The following is a 23357-nucleotide window of genomic DNA, read 5'->3' as shown; positions in this document are numbered from 1 at the left end:
CGACCGGCAACCAGAGGTTGCCGTTTTGTCCGGTACTCGGCTCTCCTGGCGCGGAGCCCGGCTGCCGGAGATTCCCCATACTTTGCGGAATCAGTACGACGCTGTGCGTCCGACGGCATGGATGCACACCTGAAACAGAAACGGTTGCATGTCCTCACCGCTGTCCGCAGCCCCGAAGCTCCGCCTGTCCAAGCCCGACTGGCTCGACTCCCCGAAGGTCTTCCGTACCGAGGTGCTGGCCGGTCTGGTCGTCGCCCTGGCCCTGATCCCCGAGGCGATCTCCTTCTCGATCATCGCCGGGGTCGACCCGGCGGTCGGTTTGTTCGCGTCCTTCACCATGGCGGTCGTCATCTCGGTCGTGGGCGGACGCAAGGCGATGATCTCCGCCGCGACCGGCGCGATGGCTCTGGTCATCGCCCCGCTCAACCACGATTACGGTCTTGGCTACCTGATCGCGGCCGTCATCCTCGGCGGCGTCTTCCAGGTGATCCTGGGCGCGCTCGGTGTGGCCAAGCTCATGCGGTTCGTGCCGCGCAGCGTCATGGTCGGTTTCGTCAACGCCCTGGCCATCCTGATCTTCATGGCGCAGGTGCCGGAGATGCACGACGTGCCCTGGGCCGTCTACCCGCTCCTCGCCGCCGGCCTGGCGCTCATGGTGTTCTTCCCGAAGGTCACCAAGGTGATCCCGGCGCCGCTGGTCTCCATCGTCGTCCTGACGGTGATCACCGTGGCGGCCGCGATCGCGGTGCCGACCGTCGGTGACAAGGGCGCCCTGCCGTCCTCGCTGCCGGTGCCGGGCCTGCCGGACGTGCCCTTCACGATGGACACGCTGACCACCATCGCCCCGTACGCGTTCGCGTTCGCGCTGGTGGGGCTGATGGAGTCGCTGATGACGGCCAAGCTGGTCGACGACATCACCGACACCCACTCGGGCAAGACGCGTGAGTCGATCGGCCAGGGTGTCGCCAACATCGTCACCGGCTTCTTCGGCGGCATGGGCGGCTGTGCCATGATCGGCCAGACGATGATCAACGTGAAGGTGTCGGGCGCCCGTACCCGCCTGTCGACCTTCCTGGCCGGCTCCTTCCTGATGGTGCTGTGCATCGTCTTCGGCCCGGTCGTCTCCGACATCCCGATGGCCGCCCTGGTCGCGGTGATGATCATGGTGTCGTTCGCGACCTTCGACTGGCACTCCGTCGCCCCGAAGACCGTCAGGCGGATGCCGCTCGGCGAGATGACCGTCATGGTGGTCACCGTCGCCTGCGTGGTCGCCACCCACAACCTCGCCATCGGCGTGGTGGTGGGCTGCATCACCGCGATGGTCATCTTCGCCAAGCGCGTCGCGCACATGGTCAACGTCTCCGGCGTCGTCGACCCCGACGGCAACCAGGTCGTCTACGCGGTCACCGGCGAGCTGTTCTTCGCCTCCTCCAACGACCTCGTCTACCAGTTCAACTACAAGGACGACCCGGACGACGTGGTCATCGACCTCTCCGACGCCCACATCTGGGACGCTTCCACCGTCGCCGCCCTGGACGCCATCGAGACCAAGTACGCCCAGCGCGGCAAGAAGGTCACCATCGTCGGCCTGAACAAGTCCAGCGCCGACATGCACGGTCGCCTCGCCGGCCAGCTGACCAGCCACTGACCGGACCGGCCGCCCTTCCCCGACCACGGACGTAGCGGGGGAGGGCGGCCTTTCCGTGCGCGGGCCGGACTCGGGAGAATGCCCTGACGACCCGGAGCCCAGTCCAAGTCCGCGCATCCGGTCCGCGCATCCGGTGCCGCTCCTCGGGGACGAGGAAGCGGCCGGGAGGAGGAACCCTGAGCCGCACCGCCAAGCTCTTCCGCATGCGGGCCGACTCCGTCGCGACGCCCGCCGGCCGCTTGCCCGGCGGGCGTTTTGACGGCTGGCGCATCGTCGCCTACAGCGCTCTCGCGATGGCGATGACCGCGCCCGGCCAGACGACCGGTGTCTCGGTCTTCATCGACCCGCTCATCGCCGACCTCGGTGTCAGCCGCACCCAGGTCTCCACCGCCTACCTGACCGGCACTCTGGTCGGGGCATGCGCGATGCCCTTGGTCGGGCGGATGATCGACCGCTACGGCCCGCGCCGGGTGATCGCCGTCGTCGCGGCCGTCTTCGGCGCGATCCTCATCTCCCTGTCCTTCGTCACCGGGCTCGTGGGCCTGACAGCCGGGTTCGTCGGCATCCGTATGGCGGGCCAGGGCGCGTTGTCGCTGGTGGCCACGACCACGGTGGCGTACTGGTTCGACAGGCGCCGCGGCCTGGCTCTCGGCGTCACCGGTGCTGTCGGCACCGCGGGGATCTCCCTCGCCCCCATACTGATCGAACGTCTGGTCGCCGAGTACGGCTGGCGCCAGGCATGGGCCATTGAAGGAGTCGCGGTGTGGGCCGTGGTCCTCCCGCTCGCCCTGGTCGGCATCCGTAACCGGCCCGCGGACGTCGGCCAGCACGTCGACGGCATCGCCCCGGAGGCGGACACCGACCCGGATGCCCCGCTGACCGGCTGGCCGCTGCGCAAGGCCCTGCGCACGAGCATCTTCTGGGCCGTGGTCGCCTGCCTGGCCGCCAGCAGCATGCTGACCACCGGCCTGAACTTCCACCAGATCGCCCTGCTCGGCGACCGCGGTCTGACGCCGGCCGAGGCCGCCGCCAATTTCCTGCCCCAGACCGCCGCCGCCCTGCTCGCCACCCTCGCCGTCGGCGCCCTCATCGACCGCCTCCCGCCCAAGGCCGTACTGACCGCGGCGATGGCGATCCTGGCCTGCGGCGTGCTCTCAGCCCGCCTGGTCTCACCCGGCTGGACGGCCATCGGCTACGGCATCCTCCTCGGCGCCTCGGGCGGTCTGCTGCGGGTCGTCGAATCGGCCACCCTGCCCCGCTACTTCGGCAGCGCCCACCTCGGTGCCATCCGCGGCAGCGCCCACACCGTGGTCATCGCCGCCAGCGCCTTCGGCCCGCTCGCCGTCTCCCTGGGCCACGACATCACGGGCCACTACGGCCCCGCACTCGTCGTCCTCGCCGCACTTCCCGCCGTCGCCGCGCTTGCCGTACTCCTCGCCCGCACGCCCGCGGCCGAGGAGTGACCCAGTCGGCCCCGGTCGTTCAGCTCGCGATCGCCGGGGAATCCCCCGACGCGGTGTACCCGGAGGCGGTGGCGGCCACCGAACACGCCTTCCGCATGCTGGAGCAGGGCCTCGGCGATCTGCTGCGCCGCCCCGAAACGAGCGTCACGCCCGTCGGCGCCGACTGACAGCAGGGCGCCTCAGCCGGTGGGTTGCCTACAGCTCTTGGCGCCATGCCGTCACCGTTTCGACGGCTTTCCGGGCGTGTTGGGCCTTGAGTCGTATCCAGTACGTGCGACCGGCCAGCACCAGCCGCACGAAACCGGTCGGCGCGTACCAGGGCGCCGTCGCACGGACACGCGGCAGTACCTCGCTGTCGATCTCCACGCCGCAACTCGTCAGAAGCGTCAGCCGGGCCCCGCGGATCCGGAGCCTGCCGGCCCGCGTGCGCATGCGCCACCAGCCCCTGCGGACAGCGACCCCATCCGCCTCGAACTCCCGCCCGGTCAAGGGGCCGCCCTCCTTCGCTTGTATCTCACGCAGTGGCCTGCTTCCCGGGGCGCGCGAAGGTGCGACACCCGGAACAACTCTACCCTCGCAAGAGGGTTTCGATTGCTGCGGTCTTTCCGCATGCCGACCTCGCCGGCAGCGTCGGGGGGAGCGGTGACAGTACCCATCCCGGGCGAGCGATGTTTTGAATGCGCGGGCTTGGCGTGAGAGCCGTCGGCGACCGCTCGGTGCACACGTCTACTCTACTCTAACGTGACAGTAGATCCGAAGCGGACACCTGAACTGGAGATGGCCTTGACGGACGTGCAGACGCGCGACGAAGAACGAGAGCGTCAGTATCTGGCGGAGACGGTGCGTCTGCTGAGGCGGGAACTGGAACGGCTCGGCGCCTCCATCGACCGGACCGCCAGGACCATCCAGGAGCACAAGGAGTTCATGTGGGAGAACTGGCGCGACATGGACTTCGCCGAGAAGGCCGCCATGCGCACCGAGGTCAACACCTCCGTCGGCGTGGGCGACAGCGCCGTGATGGTGCGCCGGCATATCGAGCGTCTTCTGGAGTCGCCCTATTTCGGGCGGGTCGACTTCTGCAGGGCGGACGACGGGGAGGGAAAGGGCCACTACATCGGCGTCCATGACTTCTCGGACCCGGAGACCCAGGAAATCCTGGTCCACGACTGGCGGGCCCCGGTCTCCAGCCTCTACTACGACTTCGAGTTGGGCGAGGCGCACTTCGAGGCCCCGACGGGGACCGTCCACGGAACGATCACGGGCAAGCGCCAGTACAAGGTCGCGGGCGATCGCCTTGAGTACATGTTCGACAGCGCGCTGACCATCGGCGACGAGGTGCTGCAGCGGGAGCTGAGCCAGTCCGCCGACGACAAGATGAAGAACATCGTCGCGACGATCCAGCGCGAGCAGAACGAGGTGATCCGCAACGAGACGGCGAAGGTGCTGATCCTGCAGGGCGTGGCGGGCTCTGGGAAGACATCGATCGCCCTGCACCGGGTGGCGTTCCTGCTCTACCGCTTCAAGGACTCCCTGTCGTCCGACAACGTCATGATCCTTTCTCCCAACAAGGTCTTCGGCGACTACATCGCAGGCGTCCTCCCCGAGCTGGGTGAGGAGCAGATCGCGGAGATCGACTTCGAGAAGATCGCCGACCGGTTCCTCGTCAAGGTGACGGAGTACGAGACCTTCAGCGAGCAGGTGGTCAAGCTGCTCGACGGTGCGGACGACGCGGCGGCCGAGCGGATGCGCTTCAAGGCGAGGCCGGAGTTCGTCACCCGGCTCGACGAGTGGCTCGCCGCGTGCGGGGACGAGGAATTCACCCCGCGGCAGATCGAGCAGAAGAACAAGCGGCTCTCCGAGGAATGGGTCGCCGACGCCTTCGCCGCCTCCCGCGGCATGCCCGTCTTCACCCGGCTCGACCTCCTCGCCGAGAGCGCCGCGAACACGCTGCGCCAGCAGGTGCAGGACAAGGGCGGCAAGTGGTCGGCGGCGGACAACAACGGCATCCGCAAGCAGGTGCGCGCCATGTTCCCGCACAAGGACGCGTTCGCCCTGTACAAGGCGTTCTACCAAGCTCCTGAGCGCAAGGGCCTGTTCAAGCCGCTCGGCCGGAAAAAGATCGAGTACGCGGACGTCTTCCCGCTGGTCTACACCATGATCAGGACATCCCGGCAGGAAGGCTACGGCCGCATCCGGCACCTCCTGGTGGACGAGATGCAGGACTACGCGCCCGTCCAGTACGCCGTGCTACGCGCGCTGTTCTCCTGCAAGATGACGATCCTCGGGGACGCCAACCAGAAGGTGAACCCGTTCAGCTCCTCGTCGCTGCCGGTGATCCGCGACATCTTCCCCGAGGCGGACTGCCTGGAGCTGCGCAGGAGCTACCGCTCCACGACCGAGATCACGGATTTCGCCCAGCACATCTCACGCAACGACAAGCTCGTCCCGGTCGAGCGGCACGGGCTGCCCCCACAGGTCCTCGCCGCCGCGGACCACACAGCGCAGGAGACGGAGATCCTGGCACTGATCGAGCGGCACCGGCGAAGCGAGTACCGCTCCCTCGGCATCATCTGCAAGACCGTCGCGCAGGCGAAGCAGTGGTACCGGACCCTGTCGGCGGCGGGCGTCGACCTGACCTTCCTCGACTACGACAGCACGGAGTTCAGCGCCGGCACCGTGATCACCTCGGCGCACATCGCCAAGGGGCTGGAGTTCGACGCCGTGATCGTCCCGGACGTGGACGACAGCAACTACGCCAACGAGATGGACCGGTGCATGCTCTACATCGCCTGCACCAGGGCCATGCACGAGCTCCACCTGACCCACGCCGGGCCGATCTCGCGCTTCCTGGAGTTCACCAAGGAGCCCGGGAGCCGTCTCGGTATCGTCGAGGCGGAGACGGCGGAGACGGCGGAGATCGACGATCGTGTGACGGACGCACTGGTGAGCTGATGCGCGACCGGTCCCCCGATCTAGACGAAAGAGAATCCCGGACCTCTGATCTGGGGGCTTCGCATGAGCACATAGAGTTGGGCTCAGCGGCGGCCGAACAACTCGGGCCGGAGGTGACTCGGAGCGGCCCCCGCAACGCGGGCCTGTTCGGGGTGGACGCCGCCGAGGCGATAGAGCGGGCCGACTTCGGGGAGAGATTCCGCGAGGAGATGCCGGTCATCCGGGTGCGCGAAGGCCATGAAGTACGCCTGGGCCAGCATGCGCTTGTTGACCTCCTCCGCCACTTCGTGGCCCTCTTCCCGAGTTATCCGGAGGTGCGAGGGCCCGGCAGCGGCAGGGTGGCTGAAGACCAGCAGGGTGCGCCGGCCCACAGGCAGGACGATCTCATCGACTCTGGCCAGCCCTCGGTTCCGGGTGCTCTGGACCTGGATGAGGGTCCTGGTCTGCCGGATCTCTCGCTGTCCCCGGCGTCGGCGGCTGCGGGTCCGCTGGCGCGCCTGCGCAATTACGGGATCAGGCGTGTCCTCCTGGTCGTCGAAGGTGACGACCGGCTCGTCACAGGTGATCAGCGCACCGTTGGTCAACTCGACAACGATCAGCGGCCTGTGGAGCAGATGGTTGGAGAGAGGCTCGGCCAGCTCGCCCAGAAGACTCACGTGCTCGTTGGGGTGGCTGGTGACCTCAAGGGTTCTGAAGTCGCGGAGCATCTCCCGGTACGTGGCGGCCTCCCGGCGTCCGGCGCCGACGGGGTCGTTCAGCTGCATGACGCGGACGTAGAAGTCCGACATGAGCTCGATCTCTCGACGCTTGCGGAGTCCGCGGACGTACTGGAAGGCCGTGAAGACACAGAGGTCCGTCTTGTCCTCGGGCCTGATCGGGCGTCCCCAGGTCACGGCCGAGGTCACGCGGCGGAGGGCGCTCGCCGCCCTGTCCTCGATCTTCTGCAGTACCTGTTCCATACGTCCGTCCGGATCACCGTGGAGGTCCTGGAAGGTGTAGAAGTCGCGGATGGCAAGGTCGCTTTCCTTGCGTAGCCCGGGCATGGGGGACCTGCGGTCCCGGACCCAGAGCTGGTTCTGGGAGTTGGCGAACCGGCGGAGATAGAAGGCGGGCACTATGTGGTGCCGTGCTCCGACCTGGTGGGTCGGATCAGCGTTCTCCAGGTCCCACTCGTCCATGCCGTGAGCCTCGCACGAGGCACTGACATTCCGCGGAAGAGCCAGGTAGGGCGGCCACATTGGCCGCGGTAGCAGGGCGTGGTGTGCCGTGGAAGACCTGACTCGTATGCCAGGCGCGGTGGTCGGCCGCGACAGGGCATACGCCCGGCTGCGGGCCGATGAGCGGACGGCCCGCAAGCGCGATGATCTGCTCGCGGGCAGCGGGGCTGTGGCCGACGAAGCGCTGGGAGACCAGGATGCGGTGGCCGTCGTCGAGCCCGAGGACTCCCTTGTCGAAGAGCTTGTGGTGCAGCGAGCACAGGCACAGCCCGTTGTCGACGTCGTCCGATCCTCCGAATGCCCACCAGCGCACATGGGCGGCTTCCAGCCCGACTGGAACGGTGCCGATCCTGCCGTCATAGCCGCAGAACGCGCACCGGTATTCGTAGGCGGTCAGCACGAGCTCGCGCATCCGTCGGTCCCCGCTGCCTGCGCACGGTCGCGAGGTGCTTGGTCTCCGTCGGCTCCAGTTCCAGGCCGACGGCTTCGCACAAGTCACTGTGGAGGGAGGGCAGGAAGTGGAGATCGAGCAGTAATCGCACTATCCGCCCCAACAGTTCCGGCTCTCGTCGTAGCGCGGTTCTGAGTTCCGGTGCGAGCCGGCCGGTGGCACCTGTCTCCCGGAGATCTCGTACCCCGCTCCCGGGACTGCCGTGCCCGCTGTCGGTACGCACCTCCCACACGCCGTCGCTGACCAGGTGGTGGAACGGGTAGGCGGGTCGGCGGCCCGTACTCGATCAGCAGACGCTGCAGGTCCTCCTCCACCGCGCTGTACCCCAGCTCGCTGTCGGGGTCTTGCTGGAACCGGCCGAGGGCGTGCAGGAGCAGCAGCGGCTTGTGCGGAGCGCGTGTCCCGCTCCTGCTCCATTGCCTGAGCTTCGCAATGCGCTCCAGCCAGTCCATGGCCGGTGATCGTAGTAGGACCACCGGCAACGGAGGTGGCCGCGGTGGCGCCGACTCCGTCTCGTCATCCTGTGACAGCACCCACCAGCGCCCGGTCTGGGTCCGCCAATCACCAACATCCCGGCCCGCCCCTGGCTGCGGGTCCTGCTGACTGTGCGGTTCCGCGTACGCCGAGCGAACATCTGCCCACCAGCCGCCGACGGTACGGCGAATGCGCCCGGAGCGCGCGCCCCCGCTCCATACGGTGTGCGCACGCGCGGGCGACGTACGAGGAAGCGGGGGCGAACTCGTGGACTGGCTGAACGCTGAGAATGCGATAGCGGTGGGCACGGCGGTGCTGGGTCTTGTGGCCTCTGTCGCCGTCGTCTGGTACGAGCGCCGGATTCCGCGCCGCAAAGGCATCGGCTTCCGCGTCCAGATGGACACGCCCATCGGCAGCCAGGCCCGCAACGGCAGACGGGCCAACGTGCGGCTCGGTCTGTTCAACGACTTCTCCGACCTGTCCGACGCCACCCTCGTGCTGCTACGGATCGAGAACGACGGTGTCCAGAGCATCGCCAGCGACGACTACACGAGCCGTGAGCACCACGGTCTCACCGCGGTCTTCACCGGGCGGGCGATCCGCGGAATAGCGGTTACCCAGCCCGCCAACGCCGCCCACCTGATGGGGCACTTCACTGCGTCCGCGGGACTGCGTTACGACGGCGACACCCTGTATCTGCCGAAGGTCCCGCTCAACAAGGGTCAGCATTTCAAAGTGCTGGCTCTCATGACCGGTGGGGCGGTCGGCGACGAAGTCGAGGTGATCGGCGGTATCCGTGACGGCGAGGTGAAGCGCAACCAGAGCACGACCGTCGACGACAAGCCGCCCCTCTTCAGTCGGCCGGCCCGCCTGATCACGGTTCTGTCCACCGTGTGCATCATCACGCTCGCTTCCATCATCGTCATGGGCAACGACGTACCGCTGCCCATCGGCTGCGCCAGAGGAACCTTGACCGTCACCGGATCCACCGCCTTCGCCCCGGCGGCGGAGAAACTGGCAGAGGGCTATGAAAAAGCCTGCCCGGGCTCGGACATAGCGGTGGACGACCACGGCAGCACTGCCGGGATCCGGGCGCTGGACGCGGCCGGTGCCAAAGCGGCCTCATCGGGAGATTCCCCGCCCGTGATCGCCTTCTCCGACGGCCCCAAGCCGAACGGCTACCCGGAGCTTCGCGAGAATCCCGTCGCGGTGTCCGTCTTCACCCTGGTGGTGAACGACCGGGTCACGGTGCAGGATCTGAGCCTGGCCGAGGTGCGGAAGATTTACCGGGGCGAGATCCGCAACTGGAAGGATGTGGGCGGTCCGGACCTGCCGATCCTCCTGGTCAGCCGCGATGCCAACTCCGGCACGCGTGAGGTCTTTCAACGCCGGGTCCTGGAGAGCAACGAGCCCGCCAACTCCTCACGGGACTGCCGGACCAAGGACGACCTCGACGCCACGGTCATCCGCTGTGAACTCGACAGCACGGCACAGGTGCTGAGCACGGTGGCCAGGCTGCCCGGCGCGATCGGTTACAGCGAACCGCGGTCGGCCTCCGACACGAAGGGCCTGCACTCGTTGCACATCGACGGGCAGACCGCGTCCATCGAGAGCATCGGTACCAGCCGCTACCCCTACCGGGAGATTGAGTACGCCTATACCTACGGCCGCCCGCCCGCCGACTCACTCGCCGCGAGCTTCGTCAACTACGTGACCCGTGGCGCCGGGCAGGACGTCGTGCGCGATCAGGGGCACTTCCCGTGTCTCAGCCCGGAGGGCCTGCGGCTCTGCGGCGGACAGTGATCACCCGCGGTCACCACCAAGCGCTGGGAGGTGGGAGCGGTTTTTGGATGCACTCCGCGGGAGCAAGGGCGGGATATGGCTCTGCTCGGGCAGTCTGCGACTGCCCGAGCAGGCGGATGAGCGCAGGACGGCGGCCTATCGGCGCCGCTCCTTCCAGACGGTCACGACCGACGGCCGCGGAATGCTGCCCGGCCCGTCAGGCCACAGCGACCCCGGCTTCTCGGCGGTCGCACCGTCCGTCTCGCCCGGGTGCTGCGGCGCCACCAGGATGCGGTCCTCGGTGATGATCGGGCCGCAGCACTCGGCGCCCTTCGGCACGGTCAGGAACTGCTTCACGTGACCGCGCTCGGAGCCCTTGACGGGGACGGCGAAGAGGCCGTCGTTGGAGCCGAGGGCGTTGCCGTCGGTGGCGATCCACAGGTTGCCGTGGGGGTCGAAGGCGACGTTGTCGGGGCAGGAGATCGGGCTGACCTTGTCCTTGTCGAACCCGGCGAAGTACGTCGACGGGTCGTCGGGGTCGCCGCAGACCAGCATCAGGCGCCAGGCGAAGGACTTCGAGGAGGCGTCGCCACGCTTCTCCGCCAGTTCGAGGATGTGGCCGTGCTTGTTGCCGGTGCGCGGGTTGGCCTCGTCCGGGCCGGCCTTGCCGGCGGCGCCGCGGTCCTTGTTGTTGGTGAGGGCGACGTAGACCCGGCCGCTGTACGGGTGGGGCTCGACGTCCTCGGGCCGGTCCATCTTCGTGGCCCCTACCTTGTCGCCGGCCAGGCGCGTGAAGACGTACACCTCCTCCGCACTCATCCCGGGCACGTGCGAAACCGAGCCCGACGCGAGCGGGATCCACTCGCCCGTGCCGTCGAACTCGCCGTCGGCGGGCAGCTTTCCGGTGCCGTCGATCTCGGCGGCCGGGCTGTCACCGGTGAACTTGGCGACATACAGGGTGCCTTCGTCGAGCAGGCGCATGTTGTGCTCGCGGGCGGCGCGGCTGTGGCCCTTCTTGTAGGCGTGCTTGGAGACGTACTTGTAGAGGTAGTCGAAGCGTTCGTCGTCGCCCATGTAGAGCGCGACGCGGCCGTCGGCGGTCAGGCGGGGTTCGGCGGCCTCGTGCTTGAAGCGGCCGAGAGCGGTGCGCTTGCGTGGAGTGGAGGTGGGGTCGTACGGGTCGATCTCGACGACCCAGCCGTGCCGGTTGGGCTCGTTGGGCTCCTTGGCGATGTCGAAGCGGTCGTCGAAGAGCTCCCACTTGCGCTCGCTGGCCCCGGTGGGCAGGCCGTAGCGCGCCAGGCGGGCCTTCTCCGTCGGCTCGGTGACCGCGGCGGCGTTGGCGAAGTACTGGTTGAAGTTCTCCTCGCCGGACAGCACGGTGCCCCACGGGGTGATGCCGCCACCGCAGTTGTTCAGGGTGCCCAGCACCTTCCGGCCTGTCGGGTCGGCGCTGGTCTTGAGCAGGGCGCTGCCGGCGGCCGGGCCCGAGAAGGCGAAGGGGGTAGTGGCGGTGATCCGGCGGTTGAGGATGTCACCGACGACCGGCCACAGGCGGCCCGAGCGGTGGTCCTCGCGTACGACGAGGACGGTCAGGCCGTGCGCGGCCCAGGCGATCTCCACCTGCTCGCGGGTCGGGTTGGCCGGGTCGTAGCCGAAGTGCATGATCTGTTCGCTGGTGTACTCGTGGTTCACCACGAGCACCTTCTGCCCCGCCGGTGCGGTATGTCGAGCAGCGCCATGTAGTCGGCGTTGTATCCGAACTGCCGCGCCTGAGCCTTGGCGCTCTGCTTGCGGGCGTCGAAGCGGGGGGCGCCGGGCAGGACCGGGTCGCCCCAGCGGATGACGACCTGCTGGCTGTAGCCCTCGGGCACGACAAGGGCGTCGGCCGTGTTCGGTGACACGGGGGTGAAGCCCAGCCCGCGCGGCGGACGGCCCTCAGACGCCTGCTCCGGGGAAGCCGCTGCCGACGCCGCTACCCCGGTGGCACCGGCGGCCAGGGCGATCACGGCCGCCCCCTTGAGGGCGCCTCTGCGGGAGAGCGCGTGCTGTATGACGTCGCCGATGTACGGGTTGAGCGTGCGATTGGGCGCGTCGTGGGAGCAGGCGTCACCGCACCGGAAGCGGCAGGTCAGCGCGGAGCGCGCGGTGTTGGAGTGGGCGGGCAGCAGGGGAAGGTCGGGCACAGTTCCTCCACGCATTTCGGAGACGAACGCGATGCCACCGGTGTATAGGTGGATGTCGATCCATGACGCTAGGCGTGGTCCGTGCGCGCCGAAGCGGCTGAACGGTGAATTCCGCTCGAACTCTGTCCCTTTGGGGCGCCTCGACGGCCCCTGAAAGTCCTTGGGCGGCTCTGGGGTGTCGACGTCCGACCTTCCTCTTTGCCGTCGCTTTGAACAAGATCAATCTATATAGATGGGAAGCTATAGTTCATGTGACGGGGGCCTCTCGTACACCGTGTGTTCATATAGTCACACTTCGATCCAAGGTGTCAGAACGGAGCGCCCAGCGCGCCGGTCCACCGCCGGAGCACCCGGCAGACACGAGGATCGAGAGTCGTGAACATTTCCACTTCGTTGCGCCGGGCCAAGGCTCCGCTGGCCCTGACGGCTGCTGTGATGCTGGCTGCGAGCGCGTGTGGCGGCGGCGACGCCGGCTCGGGTGGCAGTGGCGATGAGCTGTCGGGCACGGTGAAGGTCGACGGTTCCAGCACGGTCGCTCCGCTGACCAGTGCCGCCTCGGAGTTCTACGCCGAGGAGCAGCCGAAGGTGCGGGTCACCGTCGCCACCTCCGGCACCGGCGGCGGGTTCAAGAAGTTCTGCGTCGGCGAGACCGACATCTCCAACGCCTCGCGGGAGATCAAGGACGAGGAGATCAAGACCTGCGAGGAGAACGGCGTCAAGTACGAGAAGTTCTCCGTCGCCAACGACGGTCTGTCCGTCGTGGTCAGCAAGGACAACGACTGGGCGGACTGCCTCACCGTCGAGCAGCTCAAGAAGATCTGGGAGCCCGACTCGAAGGTGAACAACTGGAACCAGGTCGACCCCAAGTTCCCGAACGAGCCGCTGAAGCTGTTCGGGGCGGGCACCGACTCGGGCACCTTCGACTACTTCACCGACGCGATCAACGGTGAGGAGGGTGCCTCCCGTACCGACTACTCCGGCAGCGAGGACGACAACGTCACCGTGACCGGCGTGTCCGGGACCAAGGGCGGCATGGGCTACTTCGGCTTCTCCTACTACGAGGAGAACGCCGACAAGTTGAAGCTCCTCCAGGTCGACGGCGGCGACGGCTGTGTCACGCCGAGCGTGGAGACGGTGCAGGACGGCACGTACAAGCCGCTGGGCCGGCAGCTGTTCATCTACCCCTCGGCCAAGTCGCTGGAGAAGCCCGGGGTGGTCGACTTCGTCGAGTACTACGTCGAGAACCACGAGAAGATCGCCGAGGACGCCAAGTTCATCCCGCTCAACGCCGAGCAGGAGAAGGAGCTCCAGGCGGCCCTGGACAAGCTGAAGGAAGCCGCTAAGTGACCGGCTCCGCTCCTCAGTCCGTCGCGGGGACCGGCTCCCGGTCCCTGCGGCGGACTCGCCCGCGTTACGGCGAGGCCGCGATCAAGGGACTGCTGCTGACGGCGGCCCTTGTGTCGGTGGCCACCACGGTGGGGATCGTCGTCTCGCTGATCCCGCCGGCCGTGGACTTCTTCCGGCAGGTCAGTGTGTCCGAGTTCCTCACCGGAACCGAGTGGACGCCGCTGTTCGCCGACAAGCACTTCGGTGTGCTGCCCCTGGTGGGCGCCACTCTTGTGATCACCGGGGTCGCGCTGCTGATCGCCGTGCCCGTCGGTCTCGGTGCGGCTATCTACCTGAGCGAGTATGCGGGCCTGCGCCTGCGCAAGTGGCTCAAGCCCAGTCTGGAGGTCCTCGCCGGGATTCCGACCGTGGTCTACGGCTTCTTCGCGCTGGCCTTCATTACGCCCCTGTTGAAGGACATCCTGCCGGCCGGCTGGGCGCTCGACGTCCGCAACGGCCTGGCGGCGGGCCTGGTGATGGGCATCATGATCGTGCCGACCATCGCCTCGCTGACCGAGGACGCGCTGTCCGCGGTGCCGCACGCGCTGCGCGAGGGCGCCTTCGCGCTCGGCTCCGGCAAGCGCACGACCTCGGTCCGCGTCGTCGTCCCCGCCGCTCTGTCCGGCATCGTCGCCGCCTGCGTCCTCGGTGTCTCCCGGGCCGTCGGCGAGACCATGATCGTGCTCATCGCGGCGGGCGTGAGCTCCGAGTTCCGCCTCAGCCCGCTGACCGAGATGGAGACCATGACCGCGTTCATCGCGCGCGCCGCCTCCGGTGACGTCCCGGTCGGCTCGATCTCGTACAACACCCTCTTCGCCGTGGGGGCGCTGCTGTTCCTGGCCACGTTCGTGATGAACCTGATCAGCATCCGGCTGGTGCGCAAGTACCGGGAGGTGTACGAATGACCGCCCCCGTCAAGGACGCCCCGCCGGCTGCGGCGGGCCCCCGCCGCGGAACACTGGCCGGACCACGCTTCCGGCCAGGCGAGAGCCTGTTCCGCTGGGCGCTGCTCGCCTGTCTCGCGATCGGCATCGTCTTCCTGGTCTCGCTGCTGGCCTACGTCGTCGTCGAGGCGTGGCCGCGTCTGGACTCACGGCTGTGGAACAACTTCCCGTCCATTCGCCGTCCGGAGAACGCCGGCGCCCAGTCCGCGATCTTCGGCACGATCTGGGTCATCTCCTTCACTGCGCTGTTCTGTCTGCCCACCGGCATCATGGCGGCGATCTACCTGGAGGAGTACGCCGACCCGAACCGCTGGTACAACCGGCTGATCGAGGTCAACATCCAGAACCTGGCCGCCGTGCCCTCGATCATCTACGGCATCCTCGGGCTCGGCCTGCTGGCCCGCCAACTCGCCCTGGGAACCACGGTGCTCACCGCCTCGCTCACGCTGTCCCTGCTGGTGCTGCCCGTGGTGATCATCTCGTCGAGGGAGGCGATCAGGGCCGTACCGCAGTCCATCCGGCACGCCTCGCTCGCGCTGGGCGCCACCCAGTGGCAGACCATCTGGCGCCAGGTGCTGCCGGCCGCTGTACCGGGCATGGCGACCGGGGCGATCCTCGCGCTGTCCCGCGCGATCGGTGAGGCGGCGCCCGTGATCATGCTGGGCGCCGTCACCTTCGTCATGTTCAACCCCGAGGGTCTGCAGAGCTCATACACCGTGCTCCCCGTCCAGATCTACAACTGGATCAGCCAGTCCCGCGAGGAGTTCCACCACCTGGCCGCCGCCGCGATCATCCTCCTGCTCGCGATCCTGCTGGTGATGAACGCCGCCGCGATCTGGCTCCGCAACCGCTACAGCCGCCGGTGGTGACCGCCGTGCCCGAGACAACCAGCTCACCCGAGACGCCAGTTACCGCTGCGCAGGAGACCGCCATGACCTCTTCCTCCGACGCCGTCGGCGGCACCAAGGCCCCGCAGGTCAGCTACCGCGAGGCGCCGTCCTTGACCAGCCCGGTCTTCGAGGTCGGCGGCCTGTCGGTGTTCTACGGCGACCACGAGGCCGTCCGCGACGTCAACATGACCATCGGCAACCGGCAGATCACCGCGATGATCGGCCCGTCCGGCTGCGGCAAGTCCACCGTGCTGCGCTGCTTCAACCGGATGAACGACCTCATCCCGCACGCCCGCGTCGCCGGCAAGATCCACTACCACGACGAAGACCTGTACGGAAAGGACGTCGACCCCATAGAGGTGCGCCGCCGCATCGGCATGGTCTTCCAGAAGCCCAACCCGTTCCCCAAGTCGATCTACGACAACATCGCGTACGGCCCCCGGGTGGGCGGCTTCAAGGGCAACCTCGACGACCTGGTCGAGGAGACCCTCACCCACGCCGCGCTGTGGGACGAGGTCAAGGACAAGCTGAAGACCTCCGCCCTGGCACTGTCCGGCGGTCAGCAGCAGCGGCTGTGCATCGCCCGCACCATCGCGGTCAAGCCGGAGGTGATCCTCATGGACGAGCCCTGCTCGGCCCTGGACCCGATCGCCACCGCCAAGATCGAGGACCTCATGGAGCACCTCGCCCAGGAGTTCACGATCGTCATCGTCACTCACAACATGCAGCAGGCGGCCCGCGTCTCGCACCGCACCGCCTTCTTCACCGCCGACGTGGACGACAAGGGCGTACGCCACGGCCGCCTGGTCGAGTACGACGAGACCGAGCGGATCTTCTCCAACCCCTCCGACCAGCGCACCGAGGACTACATCTCCGGACGCTTCGGCTGACCGATGCCTGAGCGCTCCGCTGGAAGCACGGCGATGCCGTATCAGTATGCGGCTGCGCCGCGTGCGAGCGGTACCGCACCGGACTTCACCCATGCCGCTCAGTCCGACGTCCGCCCCTTTGCGCGCTACACGTGAAGGAGTACACGGGTGACACCCGAGGCACACCCGCCACCGGGGACCACAGCAGGCGGTTCCGGTGGTCCAGGCGACGGCAAGACCCCAGACCTGCTGCTGGCCGAGCCCGACGAGGAACTCGCCGCCAAGGCCCTGGCCCGCTTCCAGGGTGCGGGTGTCCGCGCCCTGGTCTGCCACGACGGCGCCGAGGCCCTGCTGCAGGCCGGTGCGCTGCGCCCCCGTGCGATCCTGCTCGGCGCTCCGCTGCCGGTGGTGGACGCCGCGCGGGTCACCGAGCTGATCGCCCGGCTCCACCCGGTGCCGGTTCTGGTGGGAGCCGGACCCGAGGGGGTGGCGGAGGCGACGGCGGCGGTGGCGGCCGGAGCGATCGCCTTCGTCGCGCGTCCCTATCGGATCGAGGAGATAACGCCTCTCCTCATGTCCGGGCGGGACGAGGGGGATGGTTCGGCCGCACCCTTGGTGGTCGGTGACGTCGAGCTTGATCCAGCAGGCTTTCACGTCTATGTCCGCGGCCGCTCACTGCAGTTGCCGGTCCGCGAGTTCCTGCTGCTGCGCTACTTCATGGAGCGTCCCAACAAGGTCATCAGCCGCCGCGAGCTGACCCAGGCCCTGTGGGGCACGGATTCCCTGGACAGCAACACCCTTACCGTGCATATCCGCCGGGTCCGCAACAAGCTGCGGGACGAGGGGGAGAGCCGCTGCACCATCGATGCCATCCGCGGCATGGGCTACCGCTTCGAGTGCAGCTCGTCATGCTCCCGGGCGGCGGACGCGAATGCGTCGACCGATCAGACCCCCACGGTATAAGAGGTGCTGGCGGTGAGTGACGGGCCCGAGGACGACTCGTACATCGACCTGCCGGTGTGGGCCACGCGCTACCCGAGGTGGGGCATCGTCCACGGGCGGCACCACATCCCGACCGTCGGCACGCTCTACCACTACAAGCGGAGGTTCTCCGCCAAGGTCCGCGTCCGGTTCCAGGCCACGGGACAGACGCGGTGGCAGACCTTCACCATAGACCCGAACACCCTGATGGAGATCATCGGGGCAGGCACCCTGGCCGAGGCCCGGACACTGATCTCCCTCTGCTTGACCGACGCGGCCCCGTAAGAGCGGGCCGTATCCACAAGACTCCGGCCGACGGGCTGCATGGCGGTGCCCCGCCGGCCGGTCCAACGTGTTGCCCTGGACCACGTAGTTCCGGTCAGTCCCGGGACACCCTGGTCGGCAGCAGTTCCCGCGCCAGTACGTCGATCCGCGCGGCGAGCGCGTCCCGTACCGCCCGCGCGCTCTCGATGTCCAGCCCGCTCAGGTCCGGCAGATCCCAGTCCAGATAGCGGCGCCCCGGCCGGACCGGACAGGCGTCGCCACAGCCCAGGGTGACGACGACATCGGCGGCCGTCACGACCTCGGCGGTCAGCGGCTTGGGGAACTCGTCGTCCGCGTCCAGCCCTTGCTCGGCCAGGAGCCGGTGCACGACGGGAGCGATCTCCAGGCCGGGCTCGGACCCAGCGGTCAGCACCCGGATGTGGTCACCCGCCCGGTGCCGCATGAGCGCGGCGGCAAGCTGGGAGCGGCCCGCGTTCTCCGTGCACACGAACAGCACTTCGGGTACCGGCTTCGGCGACAGCCCCATGCCACGGGCCAGGGCGCCGAGCCGCTGGTCCGCGAACCGCTCGACGAGGACCGGGAGGTGGATCCCGATGCGCGACTCGGCCGACAGCAGCCAGGAGCACTCCTCCACATACCTCTCCACCGTCTCCCGGGAGAAAGCCCTGCTGTGGCGTGCGGCCAGCCGGGCCGTGATGCGCTCGAGTACGGGCCTGTGGTCCCGCAGCGGCGGGGCTGCTCGGCGGCCTCGGCCGAGAGGGCTTTGCTCATCCATGGGGCGGCTCCTCGGTTGACGGCTCGCAGTTCCTCTCCCACCACGAAGAATAGGCATGCGTCTATGTCTTGGATAGATGGCAACCTAAGTGAACGGTTGGTGAACAAGGGTGGGAGTGTGCCTTCGAACACATGGCGGACGTAAGACCCCCGCTTATGGTGAATAGATGGCTATCACTGAACTGGGCGCCGCGGAGGCAGCGGACGAGGCAGGGGAGGGGACTTGCAGTCCCGGCCTCGCGTGCCTGCTCATCGAGCGTGAGGAGGCCGAGCGCCTGGCCGTCATGCTCAAGGCCATCGCCGACCCCACGCGGCTGCAGATTTTCCGGATCATCGAGAGGGCGCCGGCCGGCGAAGCCTGCGTCTGCGACCTGGCGGACTGCCTGGGATTCCGGCAGCCGACCGTCAGCCACCATCTGAAGGTCATGACCGAGGCCGGCCTCCTGAACCGCGAACGACGCGGCACCTGGTCCTGGTACTCGGTGAACTACGACGGCCTGAACAAAGTGCGCGCGATCTTGGACCCGGCGGTCGGCAGTCTTGCGATGGCTGCCTCCGGCCAGGTCTAGCTCCGCGGCGTTCTTTCGAGGGCGCCGGTCAAGCAGGCGTCTGCACGGATCGTGTGTGTGCGGCGAAGGGAGCGGCCTTCCGCGGGGCCGCTCCCTTCGCCGTGTGATGGCGCCGACTCAGCCGAGGTATTCGGCGAGGTCGCGCTCCAGCGCGGCCTTCGGTTTGGCGCCGACGATGGTCTTGGCGAGTTCGCCGCCGACGTAGAGGTTCATCGTGGGGATGGACATCACGCCGAACTGGGCGGCGGTGGCCGGGTTCTCGTCGATGTTCAGTTTGACGATCTCGATCGTGTCGTCGTGCTCGGCGGCGATCGCCTCCAGGGAGGGGGTGAGCTGGCGGCACGGGCCGCACCAGGCCGCCCAGAAGTCGACGAGCACGGGCTTGTCGCTCTTCAGGACGTCCTGCTCGAAGGAGTCGTCGGTGACGTTCTTGAGGGCCATGCTGCTTCCTCGTGTGCGTGGGGGCGGGCGCCGTCAGACGGTGACGGCTTCGGCCGGCACCGACGGGGCGTCGGCGAGGGCCGCGAGGTACCGCTCGGCGTCCAGGGCGGCCGCGCAGCCGGAGCCGGCGGCGGTGATGGCCTGGCGGTAGGTGTGGTCGACGACGTCACCGGCGCCGAAGACACCGGGGATGTTCGTACGCGTGGACGGGGAGGTGACCTTGAGATAGCCCTCGTCGTCCAGGTCCAGCTGGCCGGTGACCAGGCCGGTTCGTGGATCGTGGCCGATGGCGACGAAGAGCCCGGTGGCAGCGAGTTCGGAGGTCTCGCCGGTGACGGTGTCGCGCAGGGTGAGTCCGGCGAGTTTGCCGCCGTCCTCGTGGATCGCGGCGACCTCGCTGTTCCAGACGAAGGAGATCTTCGGGTCGGCGAAGGCGCGGTCCTGCATGGTCTTGGACGCGCGTAGGGTGTCGCGGCGGTGGACGACCGTCACAGAGCGGGCGAAGCGGGAGAGGAAGGTGGCTTCCTCCATCGCGGTGTCGCCGCCGCCGACCACCACGATGTCGTGGTCGCGGAAGAAGAAGCCGTCGCAGGTGGCGCAGTACGACACGCCACGGCCGGAGAGCGCGTCCTCGCCCGGCAGCCCCAGCTTGCGGTGCTGCGAGCCGGTCGCCACGATGACGGCCCTGGCCCGGTGCACCGTGCCCGCGCTGTCGGTGACGCTCTTGACGGGGCCGGTGAGGTCGACCTCGACGATGTCGTCGGGGACGAGCTCCGCGCCGAAGCGCTCGGCCTGGGCCCGCATGTTCTCCATCAGTTCCGGGCCCATGACGCCGTCGCGGAAGCCGGGGAAGTTCTCCACCTCGGTCGTCTGCACCAGCGCGCCGCCGGCCGTGACCGCGCCCTCGAAGACCAGCGGCTTCAGCGAGGCACGGGCGGTGTAGAGCGCGGCGGTGTATCCGGCGGGGCCGGAGCCGATGACGATGACGTTGCGCACGTCCGCCCCGGTGCTCATGACTGGGGCTCCGGCGCGATCTCCTTGATCAGGCCCTCGACCAGCACCTTGATCTCATCGCGGATGGGACGTACGGCTTCGACGCCCTGACCGGCCGGGTCCTCCAGCTGCCAGTCCAGGTACCGCTTGCCGGGGAAAACCGGGCAGGTGTCTCCGCAGCCCATGGTGATGCAGACGTCGGATTCCTTGACGGCGTCCACGGTCAGCATCTTCGGTACCTCGGCCGAGATGTCGATGCCGACCTCGGCCATGGCCTCGACGGCGGCCGGGTTGACGTTGTCCCCCGGGTTGGAACCGGCGGAACGGACCTCGACGCGGTCCCCGGCCAGGTGAGTCAGCCACGCCGCGGCCATCTGGGAACGGCCGGCGTTGTGGACACAGACGAACAGGACAGAGGGCTTGTCGGACATCAGGAGGTCTCTCTTGTCTCGCGACGGCATCAGGCTCGATTGATATCAGCGCCCGGTGGCATCATCAACCACTGATGTGACAGTATCAGCCCATGAAGACGTCAGCCAACACTGATCTGATCCGGGTTCTGGCCGACCCGGTCAGACTCCAGATCGTGACCCTGCTCGCCCACGAGACGCTGTGCACGACGCACCTGGTGGAGGAGACGGGCGCGCGGCAGACGAACGTGTCCAACCATCTGAAGGTGCTGCGCGAAGCCGGAGTCGTGGAGACCGAGCCCTGCGGCCGCTTCACCTACTACAAGCTCCACCCCGAGGTGCTGGACGCCCTCGCCGCCCTGTTCGGCGAGCTGGCCGAGACCGCACGCACGACCATAGAAACCGACCGAAAGCGAGCCTGCCCGTGACCCGCACCGAAGCCACCGCGACCGTGGAGGAATCCTCGGTCGTTGCGAAGCTCTCCACCCTGGACCGCTTCCTCGCGGTGTGGATCCTGCTCGCCATGGCCGTCGGCCTCGGCCTAGGCCGAGCCATCCCCGGCCTGAACGACGCCCTCGCGAAGGTCGAGATCGGCGGCATCTCCCTGCCGATCGCCATCGGCCTGCTGATCATGATGTACCCGGTCCTGGCCAAGGTCCGCTACGACAAGCTCGACGCCGTCACCGGCGACCGCAAGCTCATGGTGTCCTCGCTGGTCATCAACTGGATCGTCGGCCCGGCGATCATGTTCGCGCTGGCCTGGATCTTCCTGCCGGACCTGCCCGAATACCGCACCGGCCTGATCATCGTCGGACTCGCCCGCTGCATCGCGATGGTCATCATCTGGAACGACCTCGCCTGCGGCGACCGCGAAGCCGCCGCCGTACTCGTGGCACTGAACTCGGTCTTCCAGGTCATCGCCTTCGGCCTGCTCGGCTGGTTCTACCTCGACCTGCTGCCCGGCTGGCTGGGCCTGGGCAACGGCGAACACCTCGACATCTCCATGTGGAAGATCGCCCTGAACGTCGTCATCTTCCTCGGCATCCCGCTGCTGGCCGGGTTCCTCACCCGCCGCATCGGCGAGCAGAAGCTCGGCCGCGCCGACTACGAGGCGAAGTTCCTTCCCAAGATCGGCCCGTGGGCGCTGTACGGCCTGCTCTTCACGATCGTCATCCTCTTCGCCCTCCAGGGGAAGACCATCACCTCGCAGCCGCTGGACGTCGCCCGTATCGCGCTTCCGCTCCTGGTGTACTTCGCCGTGATGTGGTTCGGCACCTTCGCGCTCGGCAAGGTCATCGGCCTCGCCTACGACCGCACCGCGACCCTCGCCTTCACCGCGGCCGGCAACAACTTCGAGCTGGCCATCGCGGTCGCCATCGCCACCTTCGGCGTCACCTCCGGCCAGGCCCTGTCGGGCGTCGTCGGCCCGCTGATCGAGGTCCCGGTCCTGGTGGCGCTCGTCTACGTCTCGCTGGCCTGGCGGCGGAAGTTCAGCGCCAGTCGGCAGTTGACGGCGGCCCCGCAGGAGAGCTGATGCACCGCCCGGACTGCACCCGCATGGTGCGGACCTCGTGACGGCCGTCCGGCACACGCAGGTGGTGATCGTCGGCGGCGGCCAGTCCGGGCTCGCCGCCGGCTACCACCTGCGCCGCCTCGGCGTGGACTTCGTCGTCCTCGACGCCCAGTCCACGCCGGGCGGCGCCTGGCAACACGCCTGGGATTCCCTGCGCTTGTTCTCCCCGGCCGCGTACTCCTCGCTGCCGGGGCGCCCCATGCCCGTACAGCTGGGAGAGACATACCCTGACGCGCGCCATGTGGTCGGCTACCTCGCCGAATTCGAGCGGCGGTACGACCTTCCCGTACACCGTCCTGTACGCGTCTCGGGTATCCACCGCGACGGTCGGCACCTGCGCATCGAGACCGATGCCGGCAACTGGCGTGCCAGGGCCGTCATCAGCGCCACCGGCACCTGGTGGCGCCCCTTTCTGCCTGCCGTCCCCGGCCGCTCGGACTTCCGCGGACGCCAGTTGCACACCGTCGGGTACAGCAGCCCGCACGACTTCGCCGGACAACGCGTCGTCGTGGTCGGCGGCGGCAACTCCGGCGCGCAGATCGCGGCCGATCTGGCCTACGACACCGAGCTGACCTGGGTGACGCAGCGCCCGCCCCGTTTTCTGCCCGACGACATCGACGGACGCGTCCTGTTCGACGTGGCAAGCGCCCGCCGCCGCGCGCTCGACGAAGGCCGCACCGACCACGGTGGCGTGGCGTCGCTCGGAGACATCGTCGCCGTACCGCCCGTGCGCGAAGCCCGGGACGCCGGGCTGCTCAAGGCGTCGCCCATGTTCGATCGCCTTGACCGCGACGGCGTGGTGTGGGCCGACGGCACGCGAGCGCCGGCCGACGCGGTCATCTGGTGCACCGGCTTCCGCCCGGCTCTGTCGCACCTGGCGTCCCTGGGGCTGCGCGGCCCCCGCGGTCGTATCGCCACCGCGGGCACCCGGGTCGTGGACGAGCCGCGCGTGCACCTGCTCGGCTACGGTGATTGGACCGGCCCCGCCTCGGCCACCCTCATCGGTGTCGGACGGCCTGCCCGTGACGCGGCCCGTGAAATCGCCGAACTCCTCGAAGCCGGAGAGTGA

21 protein-coding genes and 2 pseudogenes are annotated in these 23357 nt (G+C 68.3%); 15 read left to right on the top strand and 8 right to left on the bottom strand.

Annotation, left to right across the window (positions count from 1 at the left end; translation table 11 throughout):
- Window positions 1-148 precede the first annotated feature (148 nt).
- The 3 genes from QNO09_RS01730 to QNO09_RS01720 all read left to right on the top strand — a co-directional run bounded on the left by QNO09_RS01730 (window position 149) and on the right by QNO09_RS01720 (window position 3278).
- Window positions 149-1648: a SulP family inorganic anion transporter gene (locus tag QNO09_RS01730; protein WP_283968195.1), complete on the top strand. Its 1500-nt coding sequence runs from the start codon at window positions 149-151 to the stop codon at window positions 1646-1648.
- Between the two features lie 203 nt (window positions 1649-1851).
- Entirely contained in the window at window positions 1852-3111 is a 1260-nt protein-coding gene (locus QNO09_RS01725) for an MFS transporter (RefSeq protein WP_283968194.1), read from the top strand.
- Window positions 3108-3278 carry a hypothetical protein gene (locus tag QNO09_RS01720; protein WP_283968193.1) on the top strand — a complete coding sequence of 57 codons (171 nt, stop codon included), beginning with the start codon at window positions 3108-3110 and terminating at the stop codon, window positions 3276-3278. The genes QNO09_RS01725 and QNO09_RS01720 overlap by 4 nt, the downstream gene beginning before the upstream one ends.
- A gap of 28 nt (window positions 3279-3306) precedes the next feature.
- Here the strand turns inward: QNO09_RS01720 and QNO09_RS01715 are convergent, their stop codons facing one another.
- Window positions 3307-3600 carry a hypothetical protein gene (locus tag QNO09_RS01715; protein WP_283968192.1) on the bottom strand — a complete coding sequence of 98 codons (294 nt, stop codon included), beginning with the start codon at window positions 3598-3600 and terminating at the stop codon, window positions 3307-3309.
- A 252-nt stretch (window positions 3601-3852) separates the two neighbouring features.
- On the opposite strand from QNO09_RS01715, the gene QNO09_RS01710 reads away from it, so the two are divergent.
- Window positions 3853-6063 carry a HelD family protein gene (locus QNO09_RS01710; protein WP_283968191.1) on the top strand — a complete coding sequence of 737 codons (2211 nt, stop codon included), beginning with the start codon at window positions 3853-3855 and terminating at the stop codon, window positions 6061-6063.
- Between the two features lie 83 nt (window positions 6064-6146).
- Here the strand turns inward: QNO09_RS01710 and QNO09_RS01705 are convergent, their stop codons facing one another.
- A complete protein-coding gene (locus QNO09_RS01705) occupies window positions 6147-7241 on the bottom strand; it encodes a DUF4238 domain-containing protein (protein ID WP_283968190.1) in 1095 nt (364 codons plus the stop codon).
- Window positions 7213-8183: pseudogene (locus QNO09_RS01700) on the bottom strand (phosphorothioated DNA-binding restriction endonuclease). The gene QNO09_RS01705 and the pseudogene QNO09_RS01700 overlap by 29 nt, the downstream one beginning before the upstream one ends.
- A gap of 289 nt (window positions 8184-8472) precedes the next feature.
- Between QNO09_RS01700 and QNO09_RS01695 the strand changes: the two are divergent.
- Window positions 8473-10008 (top strand): substrate-binding domain-containing protein, encoded by a 1536-nt coding sequence (locus QNO09_RS01695; protein WP_283968189.1) that lies wholly within the window; start codon window positions 8473-8475, stop codon window positions 10006-10008.
- 135 nt (window positions 10009-10143) lie between these two features.
- Here the strand turns inward: QNO09_RS01695 and QNO09_RS01690 are convergent.
- Window positions 10144-12188, bottom strand: a pseudogene (locus QNO09_RS01690) (PhoX family protein).
- A 360-nt stretch (window positions 12189-12548) separates the two neighbouring features.
- On the opposite strand from QNO09_RS01690, the gene QNO09_RS01685 reads away from it, so the two are divergent.
- The 6 genes from QNO09_RS01685 (at window position 12549) to QNO09_RS01660 (ending at window position 17528) form a co-directional block, all read left to right on the top strand.
- A complete protein-coding gene (locus QNO09_RS01685) occupies window positions 12549-13520 on the top strand; it encodes a PstS family phosphate ABC transporter substrate-binding protein (RefSeq protein ID WP_283968188.1) in 972 nt (323 codons plus the stop codon).
- Window positions 13517-14464 carry a phosphate ABC transporter permease subunit PstC gene (gene pstC, locus QNO09_RS01680; RefSeq protein WP_283968187.1) on the top strand — a complete coding sequence of 316 codons (948 nt, stop codon included), beginning with the start codon at window positions 13517-13519 and terminating at the stop codon, window positions 14462-14464. The genes QNO09_RS01685 and pstC overlap by 4 nt, the downstream gene beginning before the upstream one ends.
- Complete coding sequence (gene pstA, locus QNO09_RS01675; RefSeq protein ID WP_283968186.1) at window positions 14461-15372, top strand: phosphate ABC transporter permease PstA; 912 nt, start codon at window positions 14461-14463, stop codon at window positions 15370-15372. Before pstC ends, pstA begins: the two co-directional genes overlap by 4 nt.
- 62 nt (window positions 15373-15434) lie before the next feature.
- Window positions 15435-16283 (top strand): phosphate ABC transporter ATP-binding protein PstB, encoded by an 849-nt coding sequence (gene pstB / locus QNO09_RS01670; protein ID WP_283968185.1) that lies wholly within the window; start codon window positions 15435-15437, stop codon window positions 16281-16283.
- A gap of 147 nt (window positions 16284-16430) precedes the next feature.
- Window positions 16431-17225 (top strand): winged helix-turn-helix transcriptional regulator, encoded by a 795-nt coding sequence (locus QNO09_RS01665; protein WP_283968184.1) that lies wholly within the window; start codon window positions 16431-16433, stop codon window positions 17223-17225.
- 12 nt (window positions 17226-17237) lie between these two features.
- The gene (locus QNO09_RS01660; protein ID WP_283968183.1) at window positions 17238-17528 is read left to right on the top strand and encodes a hypothetical protein; all 291 of its coding nucleotides are present in this window, start codon (window positions 17238-17240) and stop codon (window positions 17526-17528) included.
- Between the two features lie 94 nt (window positions 17529-17622).
- Here the strand turns inward: QNO09_RS01660 and QNO09_RS01655 are convergent, their stop codons facing one another.
- Window positions 17623-18303 (bottom strand): arsenate reductase/protein-tyrosine-phosphatase family protein, encoded by a 681-nt coding sequence (locus QNO09_RS01655; protein WP_283968182.1) that lies wholly within the window; start codon window positions 18301-18303, stop codon window positions 17623-17625.
- A 166-nt stretch (window positions 18304-18469) separates the two neighbouring features.
- Here QNO09_RS01655 and QNO09_RS01650 point away from each other — a divergent pair, with 166 nt between their 5' ends.
- Entirely contained in the window at window positions 18470-18871 is a 402-nt protein-coding gene (locus QNO09_RS01650) for an ArsR/SmtB family transcription factor (RefSeq protein ID WP_283968181.1), read from the top strand.
- Between the two features lie 117 nt (window positions 18872-18988).
- Here QNO09_RS01650 and trxA read toward each other — a convergent pair whose 3' ends face one another.
- From trxA to QNO09_RS01635, 3 genes are read right to left on the bottom strand one after another with little or no spacing between them, the layout of a single operon-like run.
- On the bottom strand, window positions 18989-19312 hold the full coding sequence (gene trxA / locus QNO09_RS01645; RefSeq protein WP_283968180.1) for a thioredoxin: 324 nt from the start codon (window positions 19310-19312) through the stop codon (window positions 18989-18991).
- 33 nt (window positions 19313-19345) lie between these two features.
- Complete coding sequence (gene trxB / locus QNO09_RS01640; protein WP_283968179.1) at window positions 19346-20326, bottom strand: thioredoxin-disulfide reductase; 981 nt, start codon at window positions 20324-20326, stop codon at window positions 19346-19348.
- The gene (locus tag QNO09_RS01635; RefSeq protein ID WP_283968178.1) at window positions 20323-20736 is read right to left on the bottom strand and encodes an arsenate reductase ArsC; all 414 of its coding nucleotides are present in this window, start codon (window positions 20734-20736) and stop codon (window positions 20323-20325) included. The genes trxB and QNO09_RS01635 overlap by 4 nt, the downstream gene beginning before the upstream one ends.
- A 92-nt stretch (window positions 20737-20828) precedes the next feature.
- Between QNO09_RS01635 and QNO09_RS01630 the strand changes: the two genes are divergently transcribed.
- Genes QNO09_RS01630 through QNO09_RS01620 form a run of 3 tightly spaced genes read left to right on the top strand, consistent with a single transcriptional unit; the run spans window position 20829 to window position 23357 of the window.
- On the top strand, window positions 20829-21143 hold the full coding sequence (locus QNO09_RS01630) for an ArsR/SmtB family transcription factor (RefSeq protein WP_283968177.1): 315 nt from the start codon (window positions 20829-20831) through the stop codon (window positions 21141-21143).
- The gene (gene arsB, locus QNO09_RS01625; protein WP_283968176.1) at window positions 21140-22249 is read left to right on the top strand and encodes an ACR3 family arsenite efflux transporter; all 1110 of its coding nucleotides are present in this window, start codon (window positions 21140-21142) and stop codon (window positions 22247-22249) included. Before QNO09_RS01630 ends, arsB begins: the two co-directional genes overlap by 4 nt.
- Window positions 22250-22286: 37 nt before the next feature.
- A complete protein-coding gene (locus tag QNO09_RS01620) occupies window positions 22287-23357 on the top strand; it encodes an ArsO family NAD(P)H-dependent flavin-containing monooxygenase (RefSeq protein WP_283968175.1) in 1071 nt (356 codons plus the stop codon).

Origin of the sequence: Streptomyces sp. 378 (assembly GCF_030124145.1) — a bacterium.
Taxonomy (GTDB): domain Bacteria; phylum Actinomycetota; class Actinomycetes; order Streptomycetales; family Streptomycetaceae; genus Streptomyces.
The sequence above is the reverse complement of the archived record's forward strand: the minus strand, read 5'-3'. Positions and strand labels throughout refer to the sequence as shown.